Annotated in this window: 22 protein-coding genes; 10 read left to right on the top strand and 12 right to left on the bottom strand. The window is 68.8% G+C overall.

Annotated features, from left to right (window positions below; genetic code table 11):
* The first annotated feature begins 352 nt into the window (after positions 1–352).
* Positions 353–2,494 (top strand): elongation factor G-like protein EF-G2, encoded by a 2,142-nt coding sequence (locus tag AB0P21_RS01345; protein ID WP_363692856.1) that lies wholly within the window; start codon positions 353–355, stop codon positions 2,492–2,494.
* On the opposite strand, the gene AB0P21_RS01340 is transcribed toward AB0P21_RS01345, so the two are convergent.
* The 3 genes from AB0P21_RS01340 to AB0P21_RS01330 are packed head-to-tail and all read right to left on the bottom strand — an operon-like array spanning position 2,487 to position 5,064.
* Positions 2,487–3,731, bottom strand: a complete 1,245-nt coding sequence (locus tag AB0P21_RS01340; protein WP_363692854.1) for an AAA family ATPase — start codon at positions 3,729–3,731, stop codon at positions 2,487–2,489. The two genes, AB0P21_RS01345 and AB0P21_RS01340, sit on opposite strands and share 8 nt — an antisense overlap.
* Positions 3,728–4,603, bottom strand: coding sequence for a tetratricopeptide repeat protein (locus AB0P21_RS01335; protein ID WP_363692852.1), 876 nt, complete (start codon positions 4,601–4,603; stop codon positions 3,728–3,730). The genes AB0P21_RS01340 and AB0P21_RS01335 overlap by 4 nt, the downstream gene beginning before the upstream one ends.
* Positions 4,600–5,064 carry a hypothetical protein gene (locus tag AB0P21_RS01330; protein ID WP_363692850.1) on the bottom strand — a complete coding sequence of 155 codons (465 nt, stop codon included), beginning with the start codon at positions 5,062–5,064 and terminating at the stop codon, positions 4,600–4,602. Before AB0P21_RS01330 ends, AB0P21_RS01335 begins: the two co-directional genes overlap by 4 nt.
* Positions 5,065–5,112: 48 nt before the next feature.
* On the opposite strand from AB0P21_RS01330, the gene AB0P21_RS01325 reads away from it, so the two are divergent.
* A complete protein-coding gene (locus AB0P21_RS01325; protein ID WP_363692848.1) occupies positions 5,113–5,517 on the top strand; it encodes an HIT family protein in 405 nt (134 codons plus the stop codon).
* Here AB0P21_RS01325 and AB0P21_RS01320 read toward each other — a convergent pair.
* Genes AB0P21_RS01320 through pgsA form a run of 3 tightly spaced genes read right to left on the bottom strand, consistent with a single transcriptional unit; the run spans position 5,514 to position 8,286 of the window.
* Positions 5,514–6,614 (bottom strand): glycosyltransferase family 4 protein, encoded by a 1,101-nt coding sequence (locus tag AB0P21_RS01320; protein ID WP_363692846.1) that lies wholly within the window; start codon positions 6,612–6,614, stop codon positions 5,514–5,516. The genes AB0P21_RS01325 and AB0P21_RS01320 overlap by 4 nt on opposite strands.
* Position 6,615: 1 nt before the next feature.
* On the bottom strand, positions 6,616–7,482 hold the full coding sequence (locus tag AB0P21_RS01315; protein WP_363692844.1) for a phosphatidylinositol mannoside acyltransferase: 867 nt from the start codon (positions 7,480–7,482) through the stop codon (positions 6,616–6,618).
* Positions 7,483–7,485: 3 nt separating this feature from the next.
* A complete protein-coding gene (gene pgsA / locus AB0P21_RS01310) occupies positions 7,486–8,286 on the bottom strand; it encodes a phosphatidylinositol phosphate synthase (RefSeq protein ID WP_363692842.1) in 801 nt (266 codons plus the stop codon).
* A gap of 131 nt (positions 8,287–8,417) precedes the next feature.
* Between pgsA and AB0P21_RS01305 the strand changes: the two genes are divergently transcribed.
* Entirely contained in the window at positions 8,418–9,374 is a 957-nt protein-coding gene (locus AB0P21_RS01305; RefSeq protein ID WP_363692840.1) for a hypothetical protein, read from the top strand.
* A 14-nt stretch (positions 9,375–9,388) separates the two neighbouring features.
* Here the strand turns inward: AB0P21_RS01305 and AB0P21_RS01300 are convergent, their stop codons facing one another.
* Positions 9,389–9,970 (bottom strand): HIT domain-containing protein, encoded by a 582-nt coding sequence (locus tag AB0P21_RS01300; protein ID WP_363692838.1) that lies wholly within the window; start codon positions 9,968–9,970, stop codon positions 9,389–9,391.
* The gene (thrS, locus tag AB0P21_RS01295; protein ID WP_363692836.1) at positions 9,967–11,991 is read right to left on the bottom strand and encodes a threonine--tRNA ligase; all 2,025 of its coding nucleotides are present in this window, start codon (positions 11,989–11,991) and stop codon (positions 9,967–9,969) included. Before thrS ends, AB0P21_RS01300 begins: the two co-directional genes overlap by 4 nt.
* Before the next feature lie 208 nt (positions 11,992–12,199).
* Here thrS and AB0P21_RS01290 point away from each other — a divergent pair, with 208 nt between their 5' ends.
* From AB0P21_RS01290 to AB0P21_RS01265, 6 genes are read left to right on the top strand one after another with little or no spacing between them, the layout of a single operon-like run.
* Positions 12,200–13,111: an ATP-binding cassette domain-containing protein gene (locus AB0P21_RS01290; RefSeq protein WP_363692834.1), complete on the top strand. Its 912-nt coding sequence runs from the start codon at positions 12,200–12,202 to the stop codon at positions 13,109–13,111.
* Positions 13,108–13,752 (top strand): DedA family protein, encoded by a 645-nt coding sequence (locus AB0P21_RS01285; RefSeq protein ID WP_363692832.1) that lies wholly within the window; start codon positions 13,108–13,110, stop codon positions 13,750–13,752. The genes AB0P21_RS01290 and AB0P21_RS01285 overlap by 4 nt, the downstream gene beginning before the upstream one ends.
* A complete protein-coding gene (locus AB0P21_RS01280) occupies positions 13,749–14,546 on the top strand; it encodes an ABC transporter permease (protein WP_363692830.1) in 798 nt (265 codons plus the stop codon). The genes AB0P21_RS01285 and AB0P21_RS01280 overlap by 4 nt, the downstream gene beginning before the upstream one ends.
* A 47-nt stretch (positions 14,547–14,593) precedes the next feature.
* Positions 14,594–14,932, top strand: coding sequence for a metalloregulator ArsR/SmtB family transcription factor (locus AB0P21_RS01275; RefSeq protein WP_363692829.1), 339 nt, complete (start codon positions 14,594–14,596; stop codon positions 14,930–14,932).
* Positions 14,929–15,405, top strand: coding sequence for an SRPBCC domain-containing protein (locus AB0P21_RS01270; protein ID WP_363692828.1), 477 nt, complete (start codon positions 14,929–14,931; stop codon positions 15,403–15,405). The genes AB0P21_RS01275 and AB0P21_RS01270 overlap by 4 nt, the downstream gene beginning before the upstream one ends.
* On the top strand, positions 15,402–16,025 hold the full coding sequence (locus AB0P21_RS01265) for a dihydrofolate reductase family protein (protein ID WP_363692827.1): 624 nt from the start codon (positions 15,402–15,404) through the stop codon (positions 16,023–16,025). The genes AB0P21_RS01270 and AB0P21_RS01265 overlap by 4 nt, the downstream gene beginning before the upstream one ends.
* Positions 16,026–16,079: 54 nt before the next feature.
* Here the strand turns inward: AB0P21_RS01265 and AB0P21_RS01260 are convergent, their stop codons facing one another.
* The 4 genes from AB0P21_RS01260 to AB0P21_RS01245 form a co-directional block, all read right to left on the bottom strand.
* Positions 16,080–17,606 (bottom strand): chromosome partitioning protein, encoded by a 1,527-nt coding sequence (locus tag AB0P21_RS01260; protein WP_363692826.1) that lies wholly within the window; start codon positions 17,604–17,606, stop codon positions 16,080–16,082.
* Positions 17,607–17,795: 189 nt separating this feature from the next.
* Positions 17,796–18,461, bottom strand: a complete 666-nt coding sequence (locus AB0P21_RS01255) for a response regulator transcription factor (RefSeq protein WP_363692825.1) — start codon at positions 18,459–18,461, stop codon at positions 17,796–17,798.
* The gene (locus tag AB0P21_RS01250; protein ID WP_363692824.1) at positions 18,458–20,026 is read right to left on the bottom strand and encodes a histidine kinase; all 1,569 of its coding nucleotides are present in this window, start codon (positions 20,024–20,026) and stop codon (positions 18,458–18,460) included. The genes AB0P21_RS01255 and AB0P21_RS01250 overlap by 4 nt, the downstream gene beginning before the upstream one ends.
* A 60-nt stretch (positions 20,027–20,086) precedes the next feature.
* Positions 20,087–21,202 carry a GntR family transcriptional regulator gene (locus AB0P21_RS01245; RefSeq protein WP_363692822.1) on the bottom strand — a complete coding sequence of 372 codons (1,116 nt, stop codon included), beginning with the start codon at positions 21,200–21,202 and terminating at the stop codon, positions 20,087–20,089.
* A gap of 120 nt (positions 21,203–21,322) precedes the next feature.
* Between AB0P21_RS01245 and AB0P21_RS01240 the strand changes: the two genes are divergently transcribed.
* Complete coding sequence (locus AB0P21_RS01240; protein WP_363692820.1) at positions 21,323–22,039, top strand: SDR family NAD(P)-dependent oxidoreductase; 717 nt, start codon at positions 21,323–21,325, stop codon at positions 22,037–22,039.
* Positions 22,040–22,075: the final 36 nt, after the last annotated feature.

Genomic DNA, 22,075 nt, shown 5'->3' with positions numbered 1-22,075 from the left:
CACCCACCAGACGACCTCCAAGCCGTACTCACTCACCGCCACCCGACCCGCCCCCTCCCCCTCACCGCCCTCTCGCCGCACGCTCAGCAACTTTGTGCACCAGGAGGGCAGCAATCGCCCACCGAGACGGGCCACGAGGCGCCCAAAGTCGCCTGCACGCCGCACGCCAAGCGAGCTTGTGCACCAGGTGGGCAGCAATCGCCCGCCCAGACGCCCACGGGGTGCCCAAAGTCGCCGTGCCGACCTGAGGCGGCGGCGGGGCGGCGGCGGGTAGGGGGCGGGAATGGTGTGGCGTGGTCTTGTGCTGGGTGGGCGGTTGGGGGAATGGTGGACGGACCAGGAGGGGGTCGTCATGGCAGACAAGGCGAATGCTTCCCAGGGCGGTGGTGCTGGTCTCGTGGTGGACAGCCCGGCCGCCATCCGTAACGTGGTGCTCGTCGGGCCGTCGGGGGCCGGCAAGACCACTCTCGTCGAGGCTTTGCTGGTTGCCTCCGGGGTGCTGAACAGACCTGGCAGCGTTGTCGACGGTACGACGGTGTGCGACAGCGACGACGCCGAGATCCGGCAGCAACGGTCGGTCGGACTGGCACTTGCACCGCTCAAGCACGACGGGATCAAGGTCAACTTGATCGACACACCCGGGTACGCCGACTTCGTGGGTGAGTTGCGGGCCGGGTTGAGAGCAGCGGATTGCGCTCTCTTCGTGCTCGCGGCCAACGAGGACGTCGACGAGCCGACCAAGGCGTTGTGGCAGGAGTGCGCCCAGGTCGGGATGCCGCGCGCGGTCGTGGTGACCAAGCTCGACCACGCCCGGGCGAACTACGAGAACGCGCTCTCTGCCGCTCAGAACGCCTTTGGCGACAAGGTTCTGCCGCTGTACCTGCCCACTGGTGACGGGCTGGTCGGGCTGCTGTCGCAGACGCAGTACGTGTACGCCGACGGCAAGCGAGCCAGTACCCGCACCCCGGATTCGCAGTACGCCGAGCAGCTCGAAGAACTCCGCGGCACTCTGATCGAGGGAATCATCGAGGAGTCCGAGGACGAGTCGCTGATGGAGCGCTATCTCGAGGGCGAGCAGATCGACCAGGCGGTGCTGATCGAGGATCTCGAGAGAGCGGTTGCTCGCGGATCGTTCTTCCCGGTCCTCCCGGTCTGCAGCGGCACCGGGGTCGGGACGAAGGAGCTGCTGGAGGTCGCGACGAGTGGGTTCCCGTCGCCGCCGGAGCACCAACTGCCGGACGTGTTCACCCCGCACGGCGTACCGCGGAAGAAGGTCGGCTGCGATCCAGACGGGCCGTTGCTGGCCGAGGTGGTGAAGACGACGTCGGACCCGTACGTCGGCAGGGTCAGCCTGGTGCGGGTGTTCTCCGGCACCATCAGGCCCGACACGACGGTTCACGTGTCGGGCCATTTCACGTCCTTCTTCGGTGAGTCGAACAGCCACGTCGACCACGACGAGGACGAGCGGATCGGCACCCTCTCGTTCCCGCTCGGCAAGCAGCAGCGGCCGGCCGGCGCCGTGATCGCGGGTGACCTGTGCGCGATCGGTCGGCTGACCCGGGCGGAGACCGGGGACACGCTCTCTGACAAAGCCGACCCGTTGCTGCTCAAGCCCTGGACGATGCCCGAGCCGCTGCTGCCGATCGCAGTCCAGGCGCATGCGAAGACGGATGAGGACAAGCTCTCGGTCGGGCTGCAACGACTCGCCGCCGAGGACCCGACGCTGCGGATCGAACAGAATCCGGAGACCCACCAGATCGTCCTGTGGTGCATGGGCGAGGCGCACTCGGACGTCGTTCTGGACGCACTCGCCAACCGGTACGGCGTGACCGTGGACACCGTCGAGCTGCGGGTGCCGCTGCGCGAGACCTTCAGCGGCAAGGCCAAGGGACAAGGGCGGCACGTCAAGCAGTCCGGCGGGCACGGCCAGTACGCCGTCTGCCAGATCGAGGTCGAGCCGCTGCCGCAAGGATCAGAGTTCGAGTTCGTCGACAAGGTGGTCGGTGGGGCGGTGCCGCGGCAGTTCATCCCGAGTGTGGAGAAGGGGATCCGCGCGCAGATGGAGAAGGGTGTCGGCGCCGGCTATCCGATGGTCGGCATCCGGGTGACGCTGCTCGACGGGAAGGCGCACAGCGTCGACTCGTCCGACATGGCGTTCCAGATGGCCGGCGGGCTGGCGCTGCGCGAGGCGGCGACTGCGACCAAGGTCGACCTGCTCGAACCGGTCGATCTGGTCTCGGTGCTGACGCCCGACGACCTGGTCGGCGCGGTGATGAGCGACCTGTCCGGCCGCCGCGGCCGCGTGCTCGGCACCGATCGCGTCGGCAACGACCGGACGATGGTCAAGGCGGAGGTCCCCCAGGTCGAGATCACCCGCTACGCCATCGATCTGCGCTCGCTGTCGCACGGCGCCGCGTCGTTCACCAGATCGTTCGCCCGGTACGAACCGATGCCCGACGCCGCGGCCCAGCGGGTCAAGTCGTCGCTCAGCTGAGCCGGCGACGAATCTCCTTGCTCCGCAGGTACTCCGCGACGTCGTCGTACCGCTCGGACTGGTTGGCGAACTCGATGTACGAACGCACGCGATGCAACCAGTCCAACGTCGACGGCTTCACCGAGGGCAGTGCCGCGGACAAGTGCTGCATCGACAGCGGCGGCTCACCGCCACTCGTCAGCGCCTCGTCGATCACCCGGTCCACACCGCGCTCGACCAGAGCGCGCAGATCGGCGCCGCTGAACATCGGCGTCTGGCCAGAGAGCGCTTTCAGGTCCAGGGCAGCCGCCGGGACATCCTTCAGCAGCACCGAGAGAATGTCGGCCCGCGCAGGCTCGTCGGGCGGCGGGACGAAGATGACCCGGTCGAACCGTCCCGGCCGCAGCATCGCCTCGTCGACGTCCCACGGCGCGTTGGTCGCGGCGAGCACCAGGAGACCCTCGTTCTCCGAACCGATCGCGTCCATCTCCTGCAGCAGTACGTCGACCAGCCGCCGTGACTCCGACCCACCGTGCTTGTGCCGCGCGAAGGCCAGTGCGTCCAGCTCGTCGAGGAACAGCACACACGGCGCGTTCGCCCTGGCCCGCTCGAAGGCGGCGTGCAGATTGCGCTCGGACACCCCGAGATAGGGGTCCATCACGTCCTCGATCCGGACGTTGACGAACGGCAGCCCGCACTCCCCCGCCGTCGCCCGCGCGAGCAGCGTCTTGCCACACCCGGGCGGCCCGTAGAGCATCACGCCACCGCCGGACTTCCGCCCGTACTTCGCGTACAGCTCGGGTCGGCTGAGCGGCAGGATCACCATCCGGTGGATGACCCGCTTGATCTCGTCCATCCCACCGACCTGGTCGAAGGTAGTGGTTTCTTTCGCCGTGTCGGCCGCGAACACCGGCTCGTCCTCCGGCCCGACCTTCACCCGTACGCCGCTGCGCTCGGTGATCATCTCGTCGGCCAGCTGCTGCAGCCGCCCGGTCCCCTCGACGATGCCCGCCTGCCTGGCCGCCTCGAGGCAGCTGCGGAGCAACGCGAGTCGACCATTGGCCGCAGCCAATTCACCGACCGGCACCAACTGATCAACCGGCAACCCCTGCTGATCAAGCAGTACGACGTACTCGTCGAGCGCCGGCTCGGTTTCGCTCGCGGCCACCAGCGACTCGGCCAGGATGAGCCGCAGCAGCACGTCGTCCGGGCTGGCCTCGACCGCCTTGCGCAGCGCGGAGATCCGGTCGTTCGTCATGCGCCCCACTTCCGGTTGATCATGCGGCGTACCAGCGGCGGCGCGACCCACGAGTAGATGCAGAACCCGAACCAGCCGATCGCGAACACGATCGACAACGGCCGCAGCCCCGCGAACCTCAAGCCGTAGATGATCGCGACCGCGCCGATCCAGACCACCAGCGGGTTGAATCGCTGGAAAGGCCGCAGCGGCCGCAGCAGCGGATGGTTCATCAGCTTCGCCTCGCGGGCTGCCCCGCGCAGGTCGTCGTCGGCCGGATTCGACGCCGCGGCCGAGGCGAGAGAGCGGTATCCCGACCGCGAGTCGCCGGTCAGCATGGACGCCGTACCGTGCAGGGCCTGCGCGCCCGGATCCTCGGGATCGGCAGAGAGCGCTTCCTGGCTGTGCCGGCGCATCTCCTTGTGGTTGCCCTGGGCAAAGGCGACCTGAGCGCGGGCCGACGACACCGCCGCGCTCTCGGGCGCGAACGCCGCTGCCCGCTCGACCAGCGCGGAAGCCTTCTCGGTCTGCCCGGCGGCCAGACACACCAGCGCATAGCCGAGCAGCAGGTCCGGCTCGTTGGGATCGAGGCTGAGGCCTTGCAAATAGGCGGATTCGGCCTCCTGCAGCTGACCGTCGACTCGCAGCGCCGAGCCGAGCAGATGCAGCAAGGGCCCGGCCGGGCCGTAGTGGGCCAGCCCATCACGCAGTACTGCGATGGCCTCGGGGTTGCGGTCGAGCGCGTGCAGCGCGGCACCGCGGAACAGGAAGGCGCGATAGTCGATTGCCGCGTCACCCCACAAGCCCTGCAGCTCATCGAGCGTGCGCTCCGGGTGACCGATCTGCAACCAGTGGCCGGCCAGCTGCAGCCTGGCCTCGGTCGGCTCGCTCATATCGCCATCTCCCACACTGCCAACAGACCGACCTCGAACAGACCGCCGCCGATCACCGCGGCGAGCCCCGGCAACCACAACGACTTGTACTCCGCGCCCCGCAACTGGAAGGCCCGGTCCATCGGCTGCTGGATCCGCAGCTGGAGCAGACAGGTCAGCACCGCGATCACCCGGATCACCACCCGCGTCCCCGACGAGTCGACCGCGGACAGGACGCTCACCTCACCGGTCAGCATCTCGAGCACGAACGCCACGAGCAACAACCCGGCCAGGCCGGAGAGCGCGATCTGCCACCGCCCGCGTACCGGCACGCCGAGCCGACGGGCGTTCAGGAAGGCGATCACCGTGGTCGCGATCACCCCGCCGAAAAAGGCGACATAGGCCTGCGACATCAACCGCCAGGGCCGCGCGGACATGTCGACGTCCGCGCCGATGGTCGGTCGCAGCAGGTCGTCCGGCATGGGGCTCCCTCGGGATGGGTTCAGGCCCGCGCAGTTTAACCTGGCCCGATGACCGAGAACTGCCTCTTCTGCGGGATCGTGGCCGGCACCATCCCCTCCCAGCAGGTCGCCGAGAACGACCGGGCGATCGCCTTCATGGACATCAACCCCGCCACCCGCGGCCATCTGCTGGTCATTCCGCGGGCGCACTCCACCGATCTGCGCGAGACCACGCCCGAGGACCTCACCGCGGCGACGCTGCTGGCGCAGTCGCTGGTCAGCCGGGTGATCGACCGCCTCGACGCCGACGGCGCCAACCTGCTCAGCTGCATCGGCGCCGATGCCTGGCAGAGCGTCTTCCACACCCACCTGCACGTCGTACCGCGCTACAAGGACGACCCGCTGCAACTCCCCTGGCACCCGACGCCCGGCGACTTCGACGAGATCGCGGCCACCGCAGCCGACCTGCGCTAGCGGCGAGCAACCAGCTCGTAGACCGCGACCAGCTCGCCGACCAAGGCACCCCAGTCATACCTCGGTACTGCGCTGCGCCCAGCCGCCCGCAGCTTCTCGCGTTCCTCGGGCGACCCCAGAAGCCGGATGGCCTGGACTGCCAGAGCATCCGGATCGCCTGGCTCAAACAGCTCACCCAGACGTCCGCCGTCGAGGACCTGGCGGAAGGCGGCGAAGTCGCTCGCCAGCACGGGAGCGCCCGCCGCCATCGCCTCCAGAAGCACGATGCCGAAGCTCTCGCCGCCGAGATGCGGGGCGACGTACAGGTCCGAACCGGCCAGCATGTCGGCGCGCTCGACGTCATCGATCGCGCCGAGGAAAAGCACGTTTTGCCGGCAGTGCTCGGGAATCGAGCGGCGGGCCTCGTCGGCCTGTCCGGTGCCGGCCACCAGCACCTTCACCTGTGGTCGCGCGGCGACGATGCGCGGTACCGCGGCGATCAGTACGCCGAGACCCTTGCGTGGCTCGTCCATCCGGCCCAGGAAGCTGATGGTGCCGTGGGCGCCTTGCCACTCGGGACGGACCCGGCCGGCGAACCGGCTGACGTAGAGGCCGTTCGGGATCACCACAGCCTCGCCGCCGATGTGCTGGACCATCATCGAGCGCGCGTTCTCCGAGACCGCGATCCGCGCGTCCAGCTTCTCCAGCGCGGGACGCAGCAGACCGGCGGCGGCGCTCATCGCCCGCGACCGGACCTGCCAGGTGTGAAAGGTGGCGACGAACGGTCCGTCGCCGGCCCAGAGCGCGATGATCGAGGCGCTGGGCGTGGTCGGCTCGTGCACATGGACGACATCGAACGCGCCGTCGGCCAGCCAGTTCCTGACCCGGGCCGCCGTGCGTGGCCCGAAGGTGACGCGCGCGATCGAGCCGTTGTACGGCACGCCGACCGCGTGGCCGGCCGATACGACGTACGGCGGTGCCGTGTTGCCGTCGTCGACCGGGGCCAGCACCGAGACGTCATGGCCGAGGGCAAGCAATGCCTCGGCCAGGTCCCTGACGTGGTTCTGCACCCCGCCCGGCGTACCGAGTGAGTACGGGCAGACCAGGCCGATCTTCACGTCAGTCGAGGAAGATTCGCTGCAACATGTGCCAGTCCTGCGGATGCTCGGCGATGCCCAGGGCGAACGCGTCGGCGCAGCGCTGGGTCATCTGAGCGGGTCCTCCGGCGCGGTCGATCGGGTCGTGGAAGGTGATGACCAGGTCGGGGCCGTCGTAGTGCAGGGTCGCCGGGATCAGTGGGGCGCCGGTGCGCACGCTGAGCGCTGCCGGGCCAGCCGGCATCCGCGACTGGCGTCCGAAGAACTTGACCGGGACACCACGCTCGGAGAGGTCACGGTCGGCGACCAGGCAGACGAACCCTCCTGCGCGCAGGCGCTGCGCCAGTACTCCGAAGACGTGCTCGTCGCTGCCGGTGAGAGGCAGGACCTCCATGCCGAGCTTGGCGCGGTAGGCAACGAAACGGTCGAACAGGGACTCGGGGCGGAGCCGCTCGGCGACGGTCGAGACCGGCATACCGGTGCGACCCGCCCAGGCGCCCGCGTGGTCGTAGTTCGCGAGGTGTGGGAGGGCGCAGATCACGCCTTTGCCGGCGGCGTGGGCGTCGCGGAGTACCTTCTCGTTGACCGTGCGAACCCGGCCGACGATTCGCTCGTCGTTCCACTCGGGCAGGCGGAACGCCTCCTGCCAGTAGCGCAGGTAGGACCGCATGCCGTCGAGGGTCAGGACGTCGAGCTCGGCCGGCGTGGCATCCGGCCGGACGATCGCGAGATTGGCTTTGAGGCGCTGGACGCCGCGGCCGTCACGCCGTACGACGAAGTCGGCGATCCGCCGGAAGACCGCTGAGACGAGACCTTCCGGCAGCCGCCGTACCAGCGCCCAGGCGAGCGCGAACGCCAGATCGACGACGCGCTGCCGTAGAGCTTCCACAGGTCAGGAGGTGGTCGGCGGGACGCCAGGGGTGCCGTCCGCTGACGATCCGTCCAGCCCGAGGTCGCCGGGTGCCACGCCCTCGGCGGCGTTCGCGGTCCCGGCAGGGTTCGCCGTCCCCGCAGCGGTCGCCGCGCCAGTTGCCGGAGCACTGGGCGCAGTACCGGCCGCCGGGGTGCCCAAGCCTGCGTTCGCCGGGTCGGCCAACACCTGCTTGCGGACCGACAGCGTGCGCTGGACGACCGTGATGGTGCTGGCCACGGCGAGGGCGCAGAGGACGATCTTGAGCAGGATCGGGAGGTTGAGGACGTCGGAGAAGAAGCCGATCACCAGCACCGCGACCAGGCGGTCCGAGCGCTCGGCCAGGCCGCCGCTCGCGTGCAGACCGAGGCTCTCGGCCTTGGCCCGCGCGTACGAGGTGGTCGCGCCCATCACCAGCGCCCACAGCGCGACGGCCGCCATCCACGGGGTGTCGCCGGCGCTGCCCGCGTAGTACAGCACCAGGCCGCCGAAGATCGCGCCGTCACCGAGCCGGTCGAGGGTGGAGTCCAGGTAGGAGCCCCACTTCGACGACGTGCCCGAGGTGCGGGCCATGTAGCCGTCGATCAGGTCGGAGAAGACGAAACACGTGATCACCACCGCGCCCAGCCAGATGTGGCCGCGCGGGAAGAAGATCAGCGCACCGGCGCAGACGCCGATGGTGCCGACGAGTGTGACGGCATCAGCGCTCACACCGAGCTTGAGCAGGAGGTTGGCGATCGGTGCGATCACCTTGGTCCAGAACTGCCGGAATCTGTTAAGCATGGCGACGCGATCGTAGTCCAGATCGGTCCCGGGTCGGTGATGCGGCACCCTGATCACTACCGCGTCCCCCTCCCGAGGGCGCACCATTGGCTCACGCCCACCTCCCCTCCTCCGTCCTCAGGGAGGTCCCGATGACCACTCGAGTACTCCGAACAACTGCCTGCTGGGCAGTGATCGGCGTGCTCCTGGTCGGCTGTTCAGTGGCCCGGAGGGCAAACGAAGCACCTCCGCCCGCGCCAGGCCCGGTCGTGGTGGTGCCGGGAGTGGCGGCTCCGCCGCAGGCCGAAGGACTGGACGGTACTGCGGGCGAGCCCGGCCCGACAGTGTGCTCAGCGGTGACCGCCACGCTCACCAAGCAACTCGGAGTGTCGGTGACCGCCAAGCCGTTCACCTGGAACGACGGCGGGCTGCCGGCGCTCGACCTCTGCACGTTGCTGCTGGACGGACGCTCGGTGACCGTCGGCGTGAGTTCGCTTCCGAAGCAGCCGGATGCGCTGGATCGGCTGGCTGCCAACACCGGGACGCTCGAGCTGGTTCCTGAGCTCGGGCCGGAGGCTCGGATCAGCCCGTCTCGGCTGGTCTTCGCGGTCGAGGATCGTGCGGTTCGGGTGCTGTCGACCGGTGGGATCGACCGCTATCCGAGCGGGATCGATCGCGCGAAGGCGGTTGCCATCAGCCGGGCGGTGCGTGCCGTCGTACCGGGGATGATTCGTAGTGCACGCCAGTCTGATTCCGCTTGTCAGCTGTCGACCGCTGCCGCCGAGCGGTTCGTCGGCACCATCGTCCAGCTGCGGCGCGACTATCGGGTGAACGGTGCGCTGACCTGCATCTGGGGCAGCTTCGACGCGACGGTCTCGATCGTGGAGTCGTTCCACGCCGACACGATCCCGGAGGCGACGCGGACTCCCCCGCCGCAGTTCGCGCCGATCGGCCGCCCCGGCTACTACCTGCCTGAGCAGGGCGAACTCGTCTTCCGCCAAGGCCGCCGAGTGGTCCGCGTCACCGGTCTGACCAACCCGTCGCGTCAGGTCCCGCTCGACACCCTGCTCGGAGTGGTCGACCCGCTCCTGCCGCTGTTCATCAGATAGCCGGCTTCCGTGTTCTAGCCCTCGCTCGGCCAGGACTTCGCGAGCAGCTCCCGGGTCTCCGACAGCAACTGCGGAAGCACCTTGGTCTGGGCGATCACCGGCATGAAGTTGGCGTCGCCACCCCAGCGCGGTACGACGTGCTGATGCAGGTGAGCGGCGATGCCCGCGCCGGCGATCTCGCCCTGGTTCATCCCAATGTTGAAGCCGTGAGCGTCCGAGACGACCCGGACCGCGCGCATCGCCTGCTGGGTCAGCGTGGCGACGTCAGCCACCTCCGCCGGGGTCAGCTCGGTGTAGTCGGCGACATGCCGATACGGCACCACCATCAGGTGACCAGGGTTGTACGGATACAGATTCAGTACGACGTACGCCGCCTCTGCCCGTCGCACGATCAACGCATCCACGTCCGACTGCGAAGGCAGCCGGCAGAACGGGCAGCCGTTCCCCGCCTCACCCGTGGTCGGCTTGTTCTCCCCGGCGATATAGGCCATCCGGTGCGGGGTCCACAGCCGCAGGAACGAGTCCGGTACGCCGACTCCGTCCTGCTCCTCCACACCATCCAGCTCGTACGGCGTACCGCCGGGGAGATCGGTCATACCTGCACGCGCTTCTTCACGGCCTCGACGATCTCGGCGACCGCGTCGGCGATCGGGATGCCGTTCTTCTGGGAGCCGTCGCGGTAGCGGAAGGAGACCGAACCGGCCGCCATGTCCTCGTCGCCCGCGATCAGCATGTACGGCACCTTCGACTTCTGCGCGTTGCGGATCTTCTTCTGCATCCGGTCGTCGGAGGCGTCGACCTGGATCCGGATCCCCTCCGCCTTGAGCTGCTTGGCGATCTCGAACAGGTAGTCCACGTGGCTGTCGGTGATCGGGATACCGACCACCTGGACCGGCGCGAGCCACGGCGGGAAGACACCCGCGTAGTGCTCGGTCAGCACCGCGACGAACCGCTCGATCGAGCCGAACAGCGCGCGGTGGATCATCACCGGCCGCTGCCGTGAGCCGTCGGAGGCGGTGTACTCCAGCTCGAACCGCTCCGGCAGGTTGAAGTCCAGCTGGATCGTCGACATCTGCCAGGTCCGGCCGATCGCGTCGCGGGCCTGCACCGAGATCTTCGGGCCGTAGAACGCGGCGCCCTCCGGATCCGGGACCAGCTCCAGCCCCGAGCCCTCGGCGACCTCGCGCAGGGTGTTGGTGGCTTCCTCCCAGACCTCGTCGGAGCCGACCGACTTCTCCGGGTTCCGGGTGGAGAGCTCCAGGTAGAAGTCGTCCAGGCCGTAGTCGGCGAGCAGTCCGAGGACGAAGTTCAGCAGGTCGCGCAGTTCGTCGCGCATCTGCTCGCGGGTGCAGTAGATGTGCGCGTCGTCCTGGGTGAAGCCGCGGGCCCGGGTCATCCCATGGATGACGCCCGACTTCTCCAGCCGGTACACGGTGCCGAACTCGAACAGCCGCAGCGGCAGCTCGCGGTACGACCGGCCGCGGGAGTCGAAGATCAGGTTGTGCATCGGGCAGTTCATCGGCTTCAGGTAGTAGTCCTGACCCTGCTTGCGGATCTCGCCGTCCGGCCCGCGCTCCTCGTCCAGGTGCATGGGCGGGTACATGCCGTCGGCGTACCAGTCGAGGTGACCGGAGGTCTGGAACAGCTGCGCCTTGGTGATGTGCGGGGTGTAGACGAACTCGTAGCCGTCCTCCACGTGCCGCTGCCGGGAGTAGTCCTCCATCACCTTGCGGAGCACGCCGCCCTTGGGGTGGAAGACCGCCAGGCCGGAGCCGATCTCGTCGGGGAAGCTGAACAGGTCGAGCTCGGTGCCCAGCTTGCGGTGGTCACGCTTCGCGGCCTCTTCGAGGCGGGTCAGGTAGGCCTTCAGCTCGTCACGCGAGTCCCACGCGGTGCCGTAGATGCGCTGCAGCTGCGGATTCTTCTCACTACCGCGCCAGTACGCCGCTGCGACGCGCATCAGCTTGAAGTTGCCGAGATAGCCCGTCGCCGGGACGTGCGGCCCGCGGCACAGGTCCTTCCACGCCACCGAGTCGTCGCGCCGGATGTTGTCGTAGATCGTCAGCTCGCCCGCGCCGACCTCGACCGAGGCACCTTCGGCGGCGTCGGCCGAAGCGGACCCCTTGATGCCGATCAGCTCCAGCTTGTACGGCTCGGCGGCCAGCTCGGCGCGCGCGTCGTCGTCCGAGATCACCCGGCGGCTGAACCGCTGCCGCTCCTTGATGATCTGCTGCATCTTCTTCTCGAGCTTGGTCAGGTCCTCCGGGGTGAACGGAGTCTCGACGTCGAAGTCGTAGTAGAAGCCGTTCTCGACCGGCGGGCCGATGCCCAGCTTCGCGTCCGGGAACAGGTCCTGGACGGCTTGGGCCAGCACGTGCGCGGTGGAGTGCCGGATGATGGCCAGGCCGTCGTCCGAGGACGCCAGCACCGGCTCGATCTCGTCGCCGTCGGCGACCACCCGGGCCAGGTCGCGCAGCTCACCGTTGACCTTGGCGGCGATGGCGGAGCGGTCCTGGCCAAAGATCTCGGCGAACAGCTCCCCGACGGTCGTCGTCTCGGTCACGCTCCGCTCAGCCTCGCCCTCGACGCCGACCAGATGGACCTTGACTTCCGACACGTTCACTCCTCGAAGTACGCCGCCCCGCCGACCGCGGGCCGTCACATCGCAGATGGTATCGACTCCACCCCTGGTCTGATGCAAGCCCATCCACAGGGGGACTTCGGCATGACGAAAGTCAGGGGTGGGGGACGCCCATAGTCCGATGTGCGGGCGCACGGAAGTTCCTAGGTTCGTAGTGACACTGGCGAATCCGGGAAGGCCCCTCGTGATCACCCTCGAAGCACTCAGCAAGCGCTACGGCGAGACCACCGCGGTGGACGCGCTCGACCTGACCGTCGCGCCCGGCCAGGTGACCGGCTTCCTCGGCCCGAACGGCGCCGGCAAGTCGACCACGATGCGGATGATCCTCGGCCTCGACACCCCCACCGAGGGTCGCGCCCTGGTCGACGGCCGCCCGTACGCCGAGTGGCCGATCCCGCTGACCAAGGTCGGCGCGTTGCTCGACGCCAAGGCGCTGCACCCGCGGCGCACGGCTCGCAACCACCTGATCGCGATGGCCCGCAGCAACGGCATCCCGGTCAGCCGCGTCGACGAAGTACTGGGCATCGTCGGGCTGGACGAGGTCGCCCGCAAACGCGCCGGGCAGTTCTCCCTGGGCATGGGTCAGCGGTTGGGTATCGCTGGCGCGTTGCTCGGCGATCCCGAAGTGCTGATGTTCGACGAGCCGGTGAACGGCCTCGACCCGGACGGCGTCCGCTGGGTCCGGCGACTGATGCGCAAGCTCGCCCTCGAAGGCCGGACGGTGTTCGTGTCCAGCCACCTGATGAGCGAGATGCAGTTGACCGCCGACCAACTCGTCGTGATCGGCCGCGGCAAGCTGATCGCCGACGCTCCGATCGCCGATGTCATCGCCGGCTCCTCCCGCACCACCGTGCGGGTCCGGATCCCCGATCAGTCCGACCTGACATTGCTGCGGGATCGCCTCGTCACCGAGGCCGAGCAGGTCGAGTCACTCCCCCATCAGCTGATCGTCGCCGGCGTACCGGCGGAGCGGATCGGCGACCTCGCGCACGAGCTCGGGGTCCGGCTGCACGAACTGCACACCGAGCGCGCGTCGCTCGAGGAGGCCTACATGGAGCTCACCGCCGACAGCGTCGAGTACGGGGTGGCCTCGTGAGCGACGCGATCCTGCACTTCACCCAGGAACTGATGTCGTCGTGGTGGATCTATCTCGCCCTGTTCGGCTTCGCCGCGCTGGACGGCTTCTTCCCCGCGATCCCGAGCGAGACCCTGGTGGTCACGGCCGGCGTCTTCGCCGCCACCGGCGGCCCCAACCTGTACGGCGTGATCGCGATGGCCGCCGCCGGCGCGTTCCTCGGCGATCACCTCTCGTACGCCCTCGGCCGGGGTGCGGGCGGCCGGATGCTCGACCGCCTCGAACCAGGAACCAAGCGGCACAAGATGGCGAGGTGGGCACGCAAAGCTTTGGAGGAACGCGGCGGCCTGGTCCTCATCGTCGCGCGGTACGTCCCCGGCGGCCGGACCGCCGTCACGCTGACCATGGGCGCGGTCCGCTATCCGCTGCGCAACTTCTCCTTCTTCGCCGGACTCGCCGCGCTCAGCTGGGGCCTGTACTGCGCACTGGTCGGCTACATCGGCGGCAAGGCGTTCGAGGACAACCCACTCAAGGGAGTTGCGCTCGGCATCGGTCTCGCGCTGGCGGTCACGGTGCTCGTCGAGGTCGTCCGGCACAGGCGGCGTACCCCTCAACCTCAGGTCGAGGCTGAGCCCGAACTGGTGAAGACAGGAGAACGATGAGCACGGCAACCATCAACGTCCACCGCAGGTCGAGCGGTCTGCGCCACGCGGTCGGCTCCGAGTGGACGAAGTTGTGGACGGTCCGGTCGAGCTGGCTCAACATCGTCGCCGCCGTCGCGCTGACCGGTCTGCTGGCCATGCAGTTCGGCTTCTCGACGGCGTACGACAACGCGAACTTGCCGCCCGGCGAGCTCGGCAAGCAGGAGGCAGTCGGCGCTGTCGCGGTCTCGGCGATGACGATCGTGCAGGTGGTCGTGGCGGCGTTCGCGATGCTGCTGGTGACCTCGGAGTACGCGACCGGCAGCATCCGCTCGACCCTGCAATGGACCCCGGTACGCCGCAACGTCGTGCTCGCGAAGGCGATCGTCCTGGCGCCGGTCCTGTTCGCCTACTCGCTCGTTCTCGGAGTCATCGCCGCCGTCACCGGCGGCCTGACGATGGGCGAATGGGCCGACTGGGACCTCGCGACCCTGGTGGTCGACCTGCTCTCAGTCGCTACTTACGTGACCTTGGCCGGCCTCTTCACTGCCGGCATCGCCTTCGTCATCAGAAGCACCGCAGGCACACTCACCGCGGCGTTCCTGCTCCTCATCGTGGTCCCGATGATGATGGCTCAGAGCAGCATCCGCGCCCTGGTCTGGCTGGCCGCCCTGCTCCCTGGCGGCGCGGGCCAGAACTACCTCACCGGCACCACCGATCCCCTGTCCCCCACCGCGAGCTTCGTGGTGCTGACGCTCTGGGCCGCCGGCGGCCTGCTGGCCGGCACGAAGATCCTGCAGCACCGAGACGCGTGACAGTTAGCCCTTGCGCTAACTATTGAGGCCGATCAATACTTAGCCTCATGGCAAAGTATTCGGCTCAGCTCGACGGTGTTTTCGTCGCCCTCGCCGATCCGACCCGGCGTGACGTCATCCAGCGGCTCGGCCGCGGCCCGACCAGCGTCGGCGAGCTGGCCGCGGCGTTCCCGATCACCCTGCCGTCCTTCCTCAAGCACGTCCGGACGCTCGAGTCGAACGGGCTGATCCGGACCGTCAAGACCGGCCGGGTGCGCACCTGTGTGCTGAACCGCGAGCGGCTCGCGCTGGTCGACGGCTGGCTGGCGGAACAGCGCCGGCTCTGGGAGGACCGCACCGACCGGCTCGAAGCATTCGTCACCGACCCGAAGGAGAACGACCGATGAACCCCGATCTCGACCTGGCCGTGGAGCGCGTGATCCGCGCGCCGCGGGCGGTCGTCTGGGCGGCCTGGACCGACCCGGCCAAGTTCGAGAAGTGGTGGGTCCCCGCGCCGACGCTGTGTCGCGTCGAGCAGCTGGACGTCCGGCCCGGCGGCGCGCTGGTGACCCGGATGAGCGACGACGGAATCGACTTCGTACCGCAGCTCGACGCGGCCTTCCTGGTCGTCGACGAGCTGGAGCGGATCGTGTTCACGAACGCGATCGACAGCTCCTGGCGCCCGAGCCGCCCCGAGCCGGTGCTGATGACCGCGGAGATCACCTTCGCCGATCGCCCGGACGGCACCGACTACCGGATCATCGTCCGGCACGGCGACCCCGCCTCGCGGGCGCTGCACGCGGAGCTCGGCTTCGCCGACGGCTGGGGCACGGTCACCAAGCAGCTCGCCTCGTTCGCCGAAGCGGAGGCCGGCCGATGAAACTCGTGCTCACCGAGTTCGTCACCCTCGACGGGGTCAGCCAAGGACCGGGCTCTCCCGACGAGGACACCAGCGACGGCTTCACCCGAGGCGGCTGGCTGGTGCCGCACCTGGACGAGCTGTTCGTCCGGCGTACTTCGGAGTGGCTGGACCTCGCCGACGGATTGTTGCTCGGCCGCCGTACTTATGAGGCGTTCGCGCGCGACTGGCCACAGATCACCGATGACCCGTACACCGAGCGGATGAACGCGCTGCCGAAGTACGTCGTCACCAACACACTGACCTCAGGCGACTGGCATCCGACCACCGTGCTCACCGGCGACCCGATCGAGACCGTTGCCGCGCTCAAGGAGCAGCCGGGGCGAGAGCTGCAGATCCACGGGAGCGCGCGACTTGGTCAGGCGTTGTTGTCGGCCGGGCTTGTCGACACGGTTCGGCTGGCTGTCGCGCCGACGATCGCGGGCTCTGGACGACGGCTGCTCGACCACCCCGGCGCTGCGACCGGTCTGCGGCTCGTCAACCACGAGAGCACGCCGAGCGGTTTGCTGCTGCTCGAGTACGACTGTATTGGCATCGCCCCGGCGGCTGCTTATGAAGGCGTCGCAGCCTTCGTGAACTAAAACAACTGTGGCGGTGACAGCCTTTCAGCTGTCACCGCCACAGTTGCTCAGTACTTAGCGCGGGACGTTCAGCGCAATCGTGATCTGCTCAGCAACCTTCGCTGCCAACTCGAGCGCCGCCCGCCGGGTGGCCGGCTGCAACGCCGAGTGGTCCAGCGGACCCTCGGCAGCGATGTGCTGGTCCATCGGGATGTCGACCACAGCCGCCGCGCGCGATTCGAAGTACGGGCGGAGCTGCTTCTCGACCTCCTTGTTGACGTCGCCGGGGCCGTTGCTGACCGCAATCACCGCGCGCCGGATCAACCGCTGCGCGTCCGGGCCCTGGTGGTCGAGCTCCTCCAGCATCTGCACGGCGGCAGCGCAGGACAGGCTCTTCCACTTGATCGGGATGACGAGGACGTCGGAGGCCTTCATCGCCTCGCGCCAGTTGCTGGAGCCCTCGTTGTTGCCGGTGTCGATCACCAGCACCTTGTAAAAGCGGCTCAGCAGCCGGTGGATCTGGTCGAAGTCCTTCGCCTCGATCTGCGCGTACGTCGTGGTCGCGGACGTCAGTACGTCGTACTGGCCCGACACCTGGTGCCGCAGGTAGGCGCCGACGTCACCGAGCCGGGCGTCCGGCTGCGTGAGCATCTGCATCGCCTGCAGCAGGTCGGTCACCGTCGAGCGGCTGTTGGTGTCGTGCGTACGCAAGTGCATGTTGCCGCGCAGCTCGTTGTTGTCCCACGCCACGACGCCACCGCCACGGGCCTGACCGAGCGCACCCGCCAGCAGCAGCGTGGTCGGCGTCTTGCCCGACCCGCCTTTCGGGTTGGCGATCGTCACCGTGACGGGCCGCCGGAAGGCAGTCGCCGCGGTGGCACGCGCGATGCGCTCCAGCCGCTCATTCGTGCCGGGGCGCAGCCGCAGTACGCTGCGAACGCCCTTCTCCGCCGGGGCTTCCCGGGGAATCGGCAGCGCCTGCAGCAACTCGTCCGCGCGGTACGAGACCTGGCGGTCTGGCTGCTGCTGGTTGGGGACACCTTGTGGGAAGAACTGCTGGGCCTGCGGAGACAGCTGCGGCGACTGCAGATCGCGGGCCGGGGCCTTCTCGTGAGCAGGCTGGCTCCACGGGTCGGCAGCAGGCTCCGGCGTACCGGTCCTGCTCCACGACTCAGTGGCAGGCTCCTGAGCGGACTGCTTGCTCCAGGACTCGCTGGCCGGCTCGCTGCTCGCGGCGGACTTGCTCCACGGATCGGCAGCGGTCTCTTTGGCCGGCTGCTTGGTCCACGGGTCCGGCGCGGGCTTGGCCGCCTCGGCGGGCTGGGACCACGAGTCACCCGGGAAGTCCTGGGAGAGCGCGTCCGGCTTCGCCTCGTCGGCAGCCTCGTCCTCGACCTCGTCCGGGTCAGGAGTCGCCTGGCTGCTCTTCGGCGCCGGCGTATCGGCCGGCGGGTCCTGAGCTGGAGGCGGCGGAGGTGGCGTGGTGGCAGGCGGAGTGGGATCCGGCTGCGTCCAGGACGGGGTCGGCTGCCACATCCTCCGGACCTCGGCCGCAGCTGCTTCCCGGTCCTTGTGCTGTCCGGAGTTGTGCGAGTCGGTCACGACCTGGATCCCCCGATTCTGTGAGAGGGGGCGGGGCTGCCGCTCCCCTGGGCCTGGAGAAGGGTGTACATGCGAGATGTCCCGGGCGCAGTCCACCCGGGAGGTCCACTATCCCATGACCGGGTGTCCAGGCGATGTCACCCGCCGGAGCGTCGGTGGACGACCCGGATAATGGGTGGCAGGGAGCGGTCAGTCCACGACCAGACCGGCTTCGTAGGCGATGATCGCGGCCTGCACCCGGTTCTTCACCGCGAGCCGGGTGAGGATCGCGCTGACGTACGCCTTCACGGTGCCTTCCACGACGAACAACCGGCCGGCGATCTCCGCATTCGAGAGGCCTGCGCCGACCAGCGTCAGTACTTCGCGTTCTCGCGGACTAAGCACATCGACCTGTTCTTTCGCAGCCGCTGCGCGCACCATCCGGCCACCGCCACCACCGCCGAGTTCGGCGATCACCCGCTGGGCGACCTTGGGCGACAGGTACGCCGCCCCGTCGGCGACCGCCTTCAGACCTGCGATCAGCTCATGCGGGTTGCCCGACTTCAGCAGGAAGCCGCTGGCGCCGTCGCCGAGCGCCTTCGCGATGTAGGCGTCTTCGGAGAAGGTGGTCAGGATCACCACCGCGGTCTCCGGCACGGTCCGCTTGATCTCGGCACCAGCAGCCAACCCGTCCATCCGCGGCATCCGGATGTCCAGTACGGCGACGTCGGGCCGATGCCGCTGGGCGAGAGCAACGGCCTCCGCACCATCGGCGGCCTCGGCAACGACCTCGATCGTCTCGTCCGAGTCGAGGATCGCGCGGACCCCGGCGCGAACCATCGCCTCGTCGTCGGCGAGCAGCACCCTGATCGTCACGGTGTCCCTTCGGGGGTCGGCTGGACCGAACCGGTGGCGACGATGTCCTTGGCCACCAGGACGCCGCCGCGGAAGCACAACCGGTAGGTGTAGGTGGCCGAGAACGGGACGTCCGGCCGGTAGAAGCGGCAGCTCCAGTCCTTCGGCTCGGCCAGTCTGCCGCTCGGCGGGTCGAGCATCTGCATGGTCGGGAGTCGTTGCTCGACCTGGTCGACCGGCTGGCCGAGCTGGATCGCGTCGTAGTCGGCGGGCCGCAGGACCGAGCTGTAGCCGACGATCATGTAGTAGCCGAGGGCAACCATTCCGACGACCGAGCCGATCGCCATCGGTGCGGCGACAGCGGTGATCAGGCCGCGCCGGGCGTTGCGGCGTACGGTGGCTCGCTCGTCAGCGGTGGCCGACTCGACTGGCGCTTCGGGCTTGCCACCGGCTGGTGGGATTCGTGCCAGCACTTCGAATCCCCCCGTACTCCGGGGCGCAGCGCTCAGGACACCGCCCACGAGCCGTACTCGCTCAGCCAGCCCGGCCAGGCCCCGCCCACCGGAGTTGCTTGCGACAACGACCTCGTCCGCAGCGGTGTTGACCACTCGTACTTCCACCGCTTGGCTTGTTCGAGTCACCGTCACCGTGACCTCGCCGCCGGGCGCATGTTTGCTGGCGTTGGTCAGCGACTCCTGCACAATCCGGTGCACCGCGCGGTCGACCATCGGCGACAGCTCGGCTGCGCCTTCCTGGACGAGCTTCACGGCCAGCCCGGACGCGGCCGCCCGATCGACCAGCTCAGCCACGCTCTCCTGGGCCGGTACGACGGACGCCTCGCCGTCACGCAGTACGCCGATGATCTCGCCGAGCCGTTCCGTCGCGGTGGCAGCCGCCTCGCGCAGCTCGGTCGCGGCCCGGCGATGCCGCTCGGGCAGGTCGGCGTCGACCTCCAGCGCCGCGGCGCGCAACGCGATCAGGCTCAGTTCGTGGCCGACCGAGTCGTGCATGTCCTCGGCGATCCGGGAGCGCTCTCTGAGCCGTTCCTGCGCGATCTCCATCCGGTGTTCGCGCTCGATCCGCTCGGCGCGATCCCAGCCGGCCGTGGCGAGCAGCACCTGCTGTGCGCGGTACCGGCCGATCAGCCAGGGCAGTACGACGACCAGGAGAGAGAGCAGCAATAGCAACAGCCAGCTGAGCACGGCCTCTGCTGCTGGCACGTCGGGATGGATGACGAGCCCCAGGATCAGCAGCCCGGCCAGTTGGGCGACCGCCATCAGCACGAACTGCCGCAGCTGCGTCTCGCGCCGCCCGGAGACGTAGCTCAGCAACGAGATCGCCGGGATCAGCGCGACCGGAACGCCGAGCGTGGTGCCGAGACCGATGGTCAGGATGACCGCTTCGGTGGCGATCACCAGGCTCAGCGCGATCACCGGGCGGGTTCGGCGGAGCAGGACCGCGGCCGCGAGGACGGCGAGGCAGATCGCCTGCATCCAGGCCGGGTCGTTTCGGGCACCGCTCTCCAGCAGGACCAAGGAGGAGAGGCCGGCCCAGAGGCCGAGGTCTCCCGCGCGGGTCCAGTTCACAGTCCGACGCTACACAGAGAGCGCTCCCCGGAGTACTGCCGAAAGTCAGGGGTCGGTCGTTCAGTTGCGGTCGGCATCGACCAGCTTGAACGGGACCAGCGAGAGCTTCGGCACCGACTCGCCGCGGAGCTGAGCGAACAGCAGGTCGACCGCCTGCCGGCCCATCTCGCGCTGGTTCTGCCGGACGTGCAGGAACGGCGGCCCGGCAATCGGGTCCCCCGGCGAGTCGAAGCAGCTGATCACCAGGTCACGCGGCCGGTCGAGAGCCCGGTCCAGCATCCTGGCGAGGTTGTACTCACAGGCCAGAAACGCGGTCACCTCCGGGAAACGGCTCCGGAACGCCCGGATCAGCTCGAGATCGGATCTCACGCTCTCGGGCGTGAACGAACCGGGCAACGTGCTGCGCAGCTCGGTCAGCTGATGCGCCTGGTAGCTGCCGAGCTCCCGATCGGCGAACGCCGACCGGAACCCTTCCAGCCGGTCCTCGATACTCGACGTGTTCAGCGGCGGCGGCGAGACGAACGCGATGTGCCGATGCCCGCGCTCGATCAGCCGCTCGGTCAGCGCCCGCGAGGCGGCGATGTTGTCGGTGTGGACGGCCGACACCGGGATGCCGGACAGATGCCGGTCGACGAGCACGAGCGGGAACCCGTCCAGCACCTGCCGCAGCAAACTCGCGTTGTAGAAGTCGCCGTGCACCGGGAAGACGATCAACCCGTCGACCTCGCCGGACGCGACCAGCGACTCGACCGCTTCCTCCTCGTCCGCCTGGCGGCCGCGGGTGCGCCGTACGATCAAGTTGGCGCCTTCGTCGGCACACCGCTCCTCGATCGACTGCAGCAGCTCGAGCCCGTAGGCCTCCGACACATCCGGTACGACGAGCGCGATCATCCCCGGGACGTTGTTGCGCCGGGCCGGTCGCAGCGCGCCTTTGAGCGGCGCGGTCACGCCTTCGAGGTCCGGCAGGTGCTTGACCACGAACGAGCCTTTGCCACGGATCCGCTCGATCAGCCCGGCTTCACGCAGTACCTCGAGGGCGCGCTTGGACGTGATCCGGCTGACCTCGAACTGCGCCGCCAGCTCCGTCTCGGACGCCACCCGGTCGCCCGGTCCCAGCACCCCGCGCCGGATCTCCTCGAGCACGTGCGTGCTGATTCGCTCGTACAGCAACACCACCGTTGTTCGCCCCTCTCCGTCGGCCAGGTTGGTATACCAAACCAGCCGCTGACCGCTTGAGCAAGCCGGGTTGGGTTATACCAACCCAATCTGTCGGTGCTGCCCGGCACAGTGCTGGCCATGGAGATCGAAGGCAAGCTCGCCGTCATCACCGGAGCCGCGGTCGGTATCGGTCGCGCGATCGCCCAGCGGTTGGCGCTCGAAGGTGCCCAGGTGGTGTTGGCTGACATCGACGAGGAAGGCGGCCGGCGGACGCGCGAACTGATCGGCCCGGCTGCAGAATTCGTCCGCGCCGACCTGCGCGATGACGATGCCGTGGCGGAGTTGCTGGCTTGCCGACCACAGATCCTGGTCAACAACGCAGGCGGCGGTGCGGTACTGCGTCCTTGCTTCCCCGAGGCGGACGCCGGCCGCTGGACCGCCTCGCTGGACCTCAACCTGCGGGCGCCGATGCTCGCGACCCAACTCGCCCTCGAACCGATGCGGCAAGCCGGCGGCGGCGCGATCGTGAACATGAGCTCGACCGCGGGGCTGGGCTTCGAGCCACACGTCTCGCCGGAGTACAGCGCCGCCAAGGCAGCGCTGATCCGGCTCACGGCGACTCTTGCGCCGCTGCGCGAGTCCCACGGGGTCCGCGTCAACTGCGTGGTCCCCGATTGGGTCGCCACCGAACGCGGCATCGCGGAGTACGAGGCCTTGCCGTCGGCAGAGCGCGGATTGCCGCAGGTCCCGCTGTCGACGCTGACCGACGTGGTGGTCGACCTGATCACCGATGACTCGGTGGCCGGTCGATCGGTGCACCTCCCGCGCGGCTCGGCGCCCCGCGTCCTGGAGTAACCCCTTTCGGCGACCCTCCCGGGCTGGCACCATGCC

The sequence above is a fragment of the Kribbella sp. NPDC056861 genome (assembly GCF_040687575.1).
Lineage (GTDB): Bacteria > Actinomycetota > Actinomycetes > Propionibacteriales > Kribbellaceae > Kribbella.
Note: the sequence above shows the minus strand (reverse complement) of the source record. Positions and strands in the feature narration are given on the sequence as shown.

What these genes read in the sequence shown, in the direction of transcription:
- AB0P21_RS01275 (WP_363692829.1), top strand. Translation starts at nt 14,594, where the DNA reads ATGGCAAAGTATTCGGCTCAGCTCGACGGTGTTTTCGTCGCCCTCGCC.
- AB0P21_RS01300 (WP_363692838.1), bottom strand. Translation starts at nt 9,970, where the DNA reads ATGACCGATCTCCCCGGCGGTACGCCGTACGAGCTGGATGGTGTGGAG.
- AB0P21_RS01280 (WP_363692830.1), top strand. Translation starts at nt 13,749, where the DNA reads ATGAGCACGGCAACCATCAACGTCCACCGCAGGTCGAGCGGTCTGCGC.
- AB0P21_RS01305 (WP_363692840.1), top strand. Translation starts at nt 8,418, where the DNA reads ATGACCACTCGAGTACTCCGAACAACTGCCTGCTGGGCAGTGATCGGC.
- AB0P21_RS01330 (WP_363692850.1), bottom strand. Translation starts at nt 5,064, where the DNA reads ATGCCGGACGACCTGCTGCGACCGACCATCGGCGCGGACGTCGACATG.
- AB0P21_RS01270 (WP_363692828.1), top strand. Translation starts at nt 14,929, where the DNA reads ATGAACCCCGATCTCGACCTGGCCGTGGAGCGCGTGATCCGCGCGCCG.
- pgsA (WP_363692842.1), bottom strand. Translation starts at nt 8,286, where the DNA reads ATGCTTAACAGATTCCGGCAGTTCTGGACCAAGGTGATCGCACCGATC.
- AB0P21_RS01325 (WP_363692848.1), top strand. Translation starts at nt 5,113, where the DNA reads ATGACCGAGAACTGCCTCTTCTGCGGGATCGTGGCCGGCACCATCCCC.
- AB0P21_RS01265 (WP_363692827.1), top strand. Translation starts at nt 15,402, where the DNA reads ATGAAACTCGTGCTCACCGAGTTCGTCACCCTCGACGGGGTCAGCCAA.
- AB0P21_RS01335 (WP_363692852.1), bottom strand. Translation starts at nt 4,603, where the DNA reads ATGAGCGAGCCGACCGAGGCCAGGCTGCAGCTGGCCGGCCACTGGTTG.
- AB0P21_RS01340 (WP_363692854.1), bottom strand. Translation starts at nt 3,731, where the DNA reads ATGACGAACGACCGGATCTCCGCGCTGCGCAAGGCGGTCGAGGCCAGC.
- AB0P21_RS01345 (WP_363692856.1), top strand. Translation starts at nt 353, where the DNA reads ATGGCAGACAAGGCGAATGCTTCCCAGGGCGGTGGTGCTGGTCTCGTG.
- AB0P21_RS01240 (WP_363692820.1), top strand. Translation starts at nt 21,323, where the DNA reads ATGGAGATCGAAGGCAAGCTCGCCGTCATCACCGGAGCCGCGGTCGGT.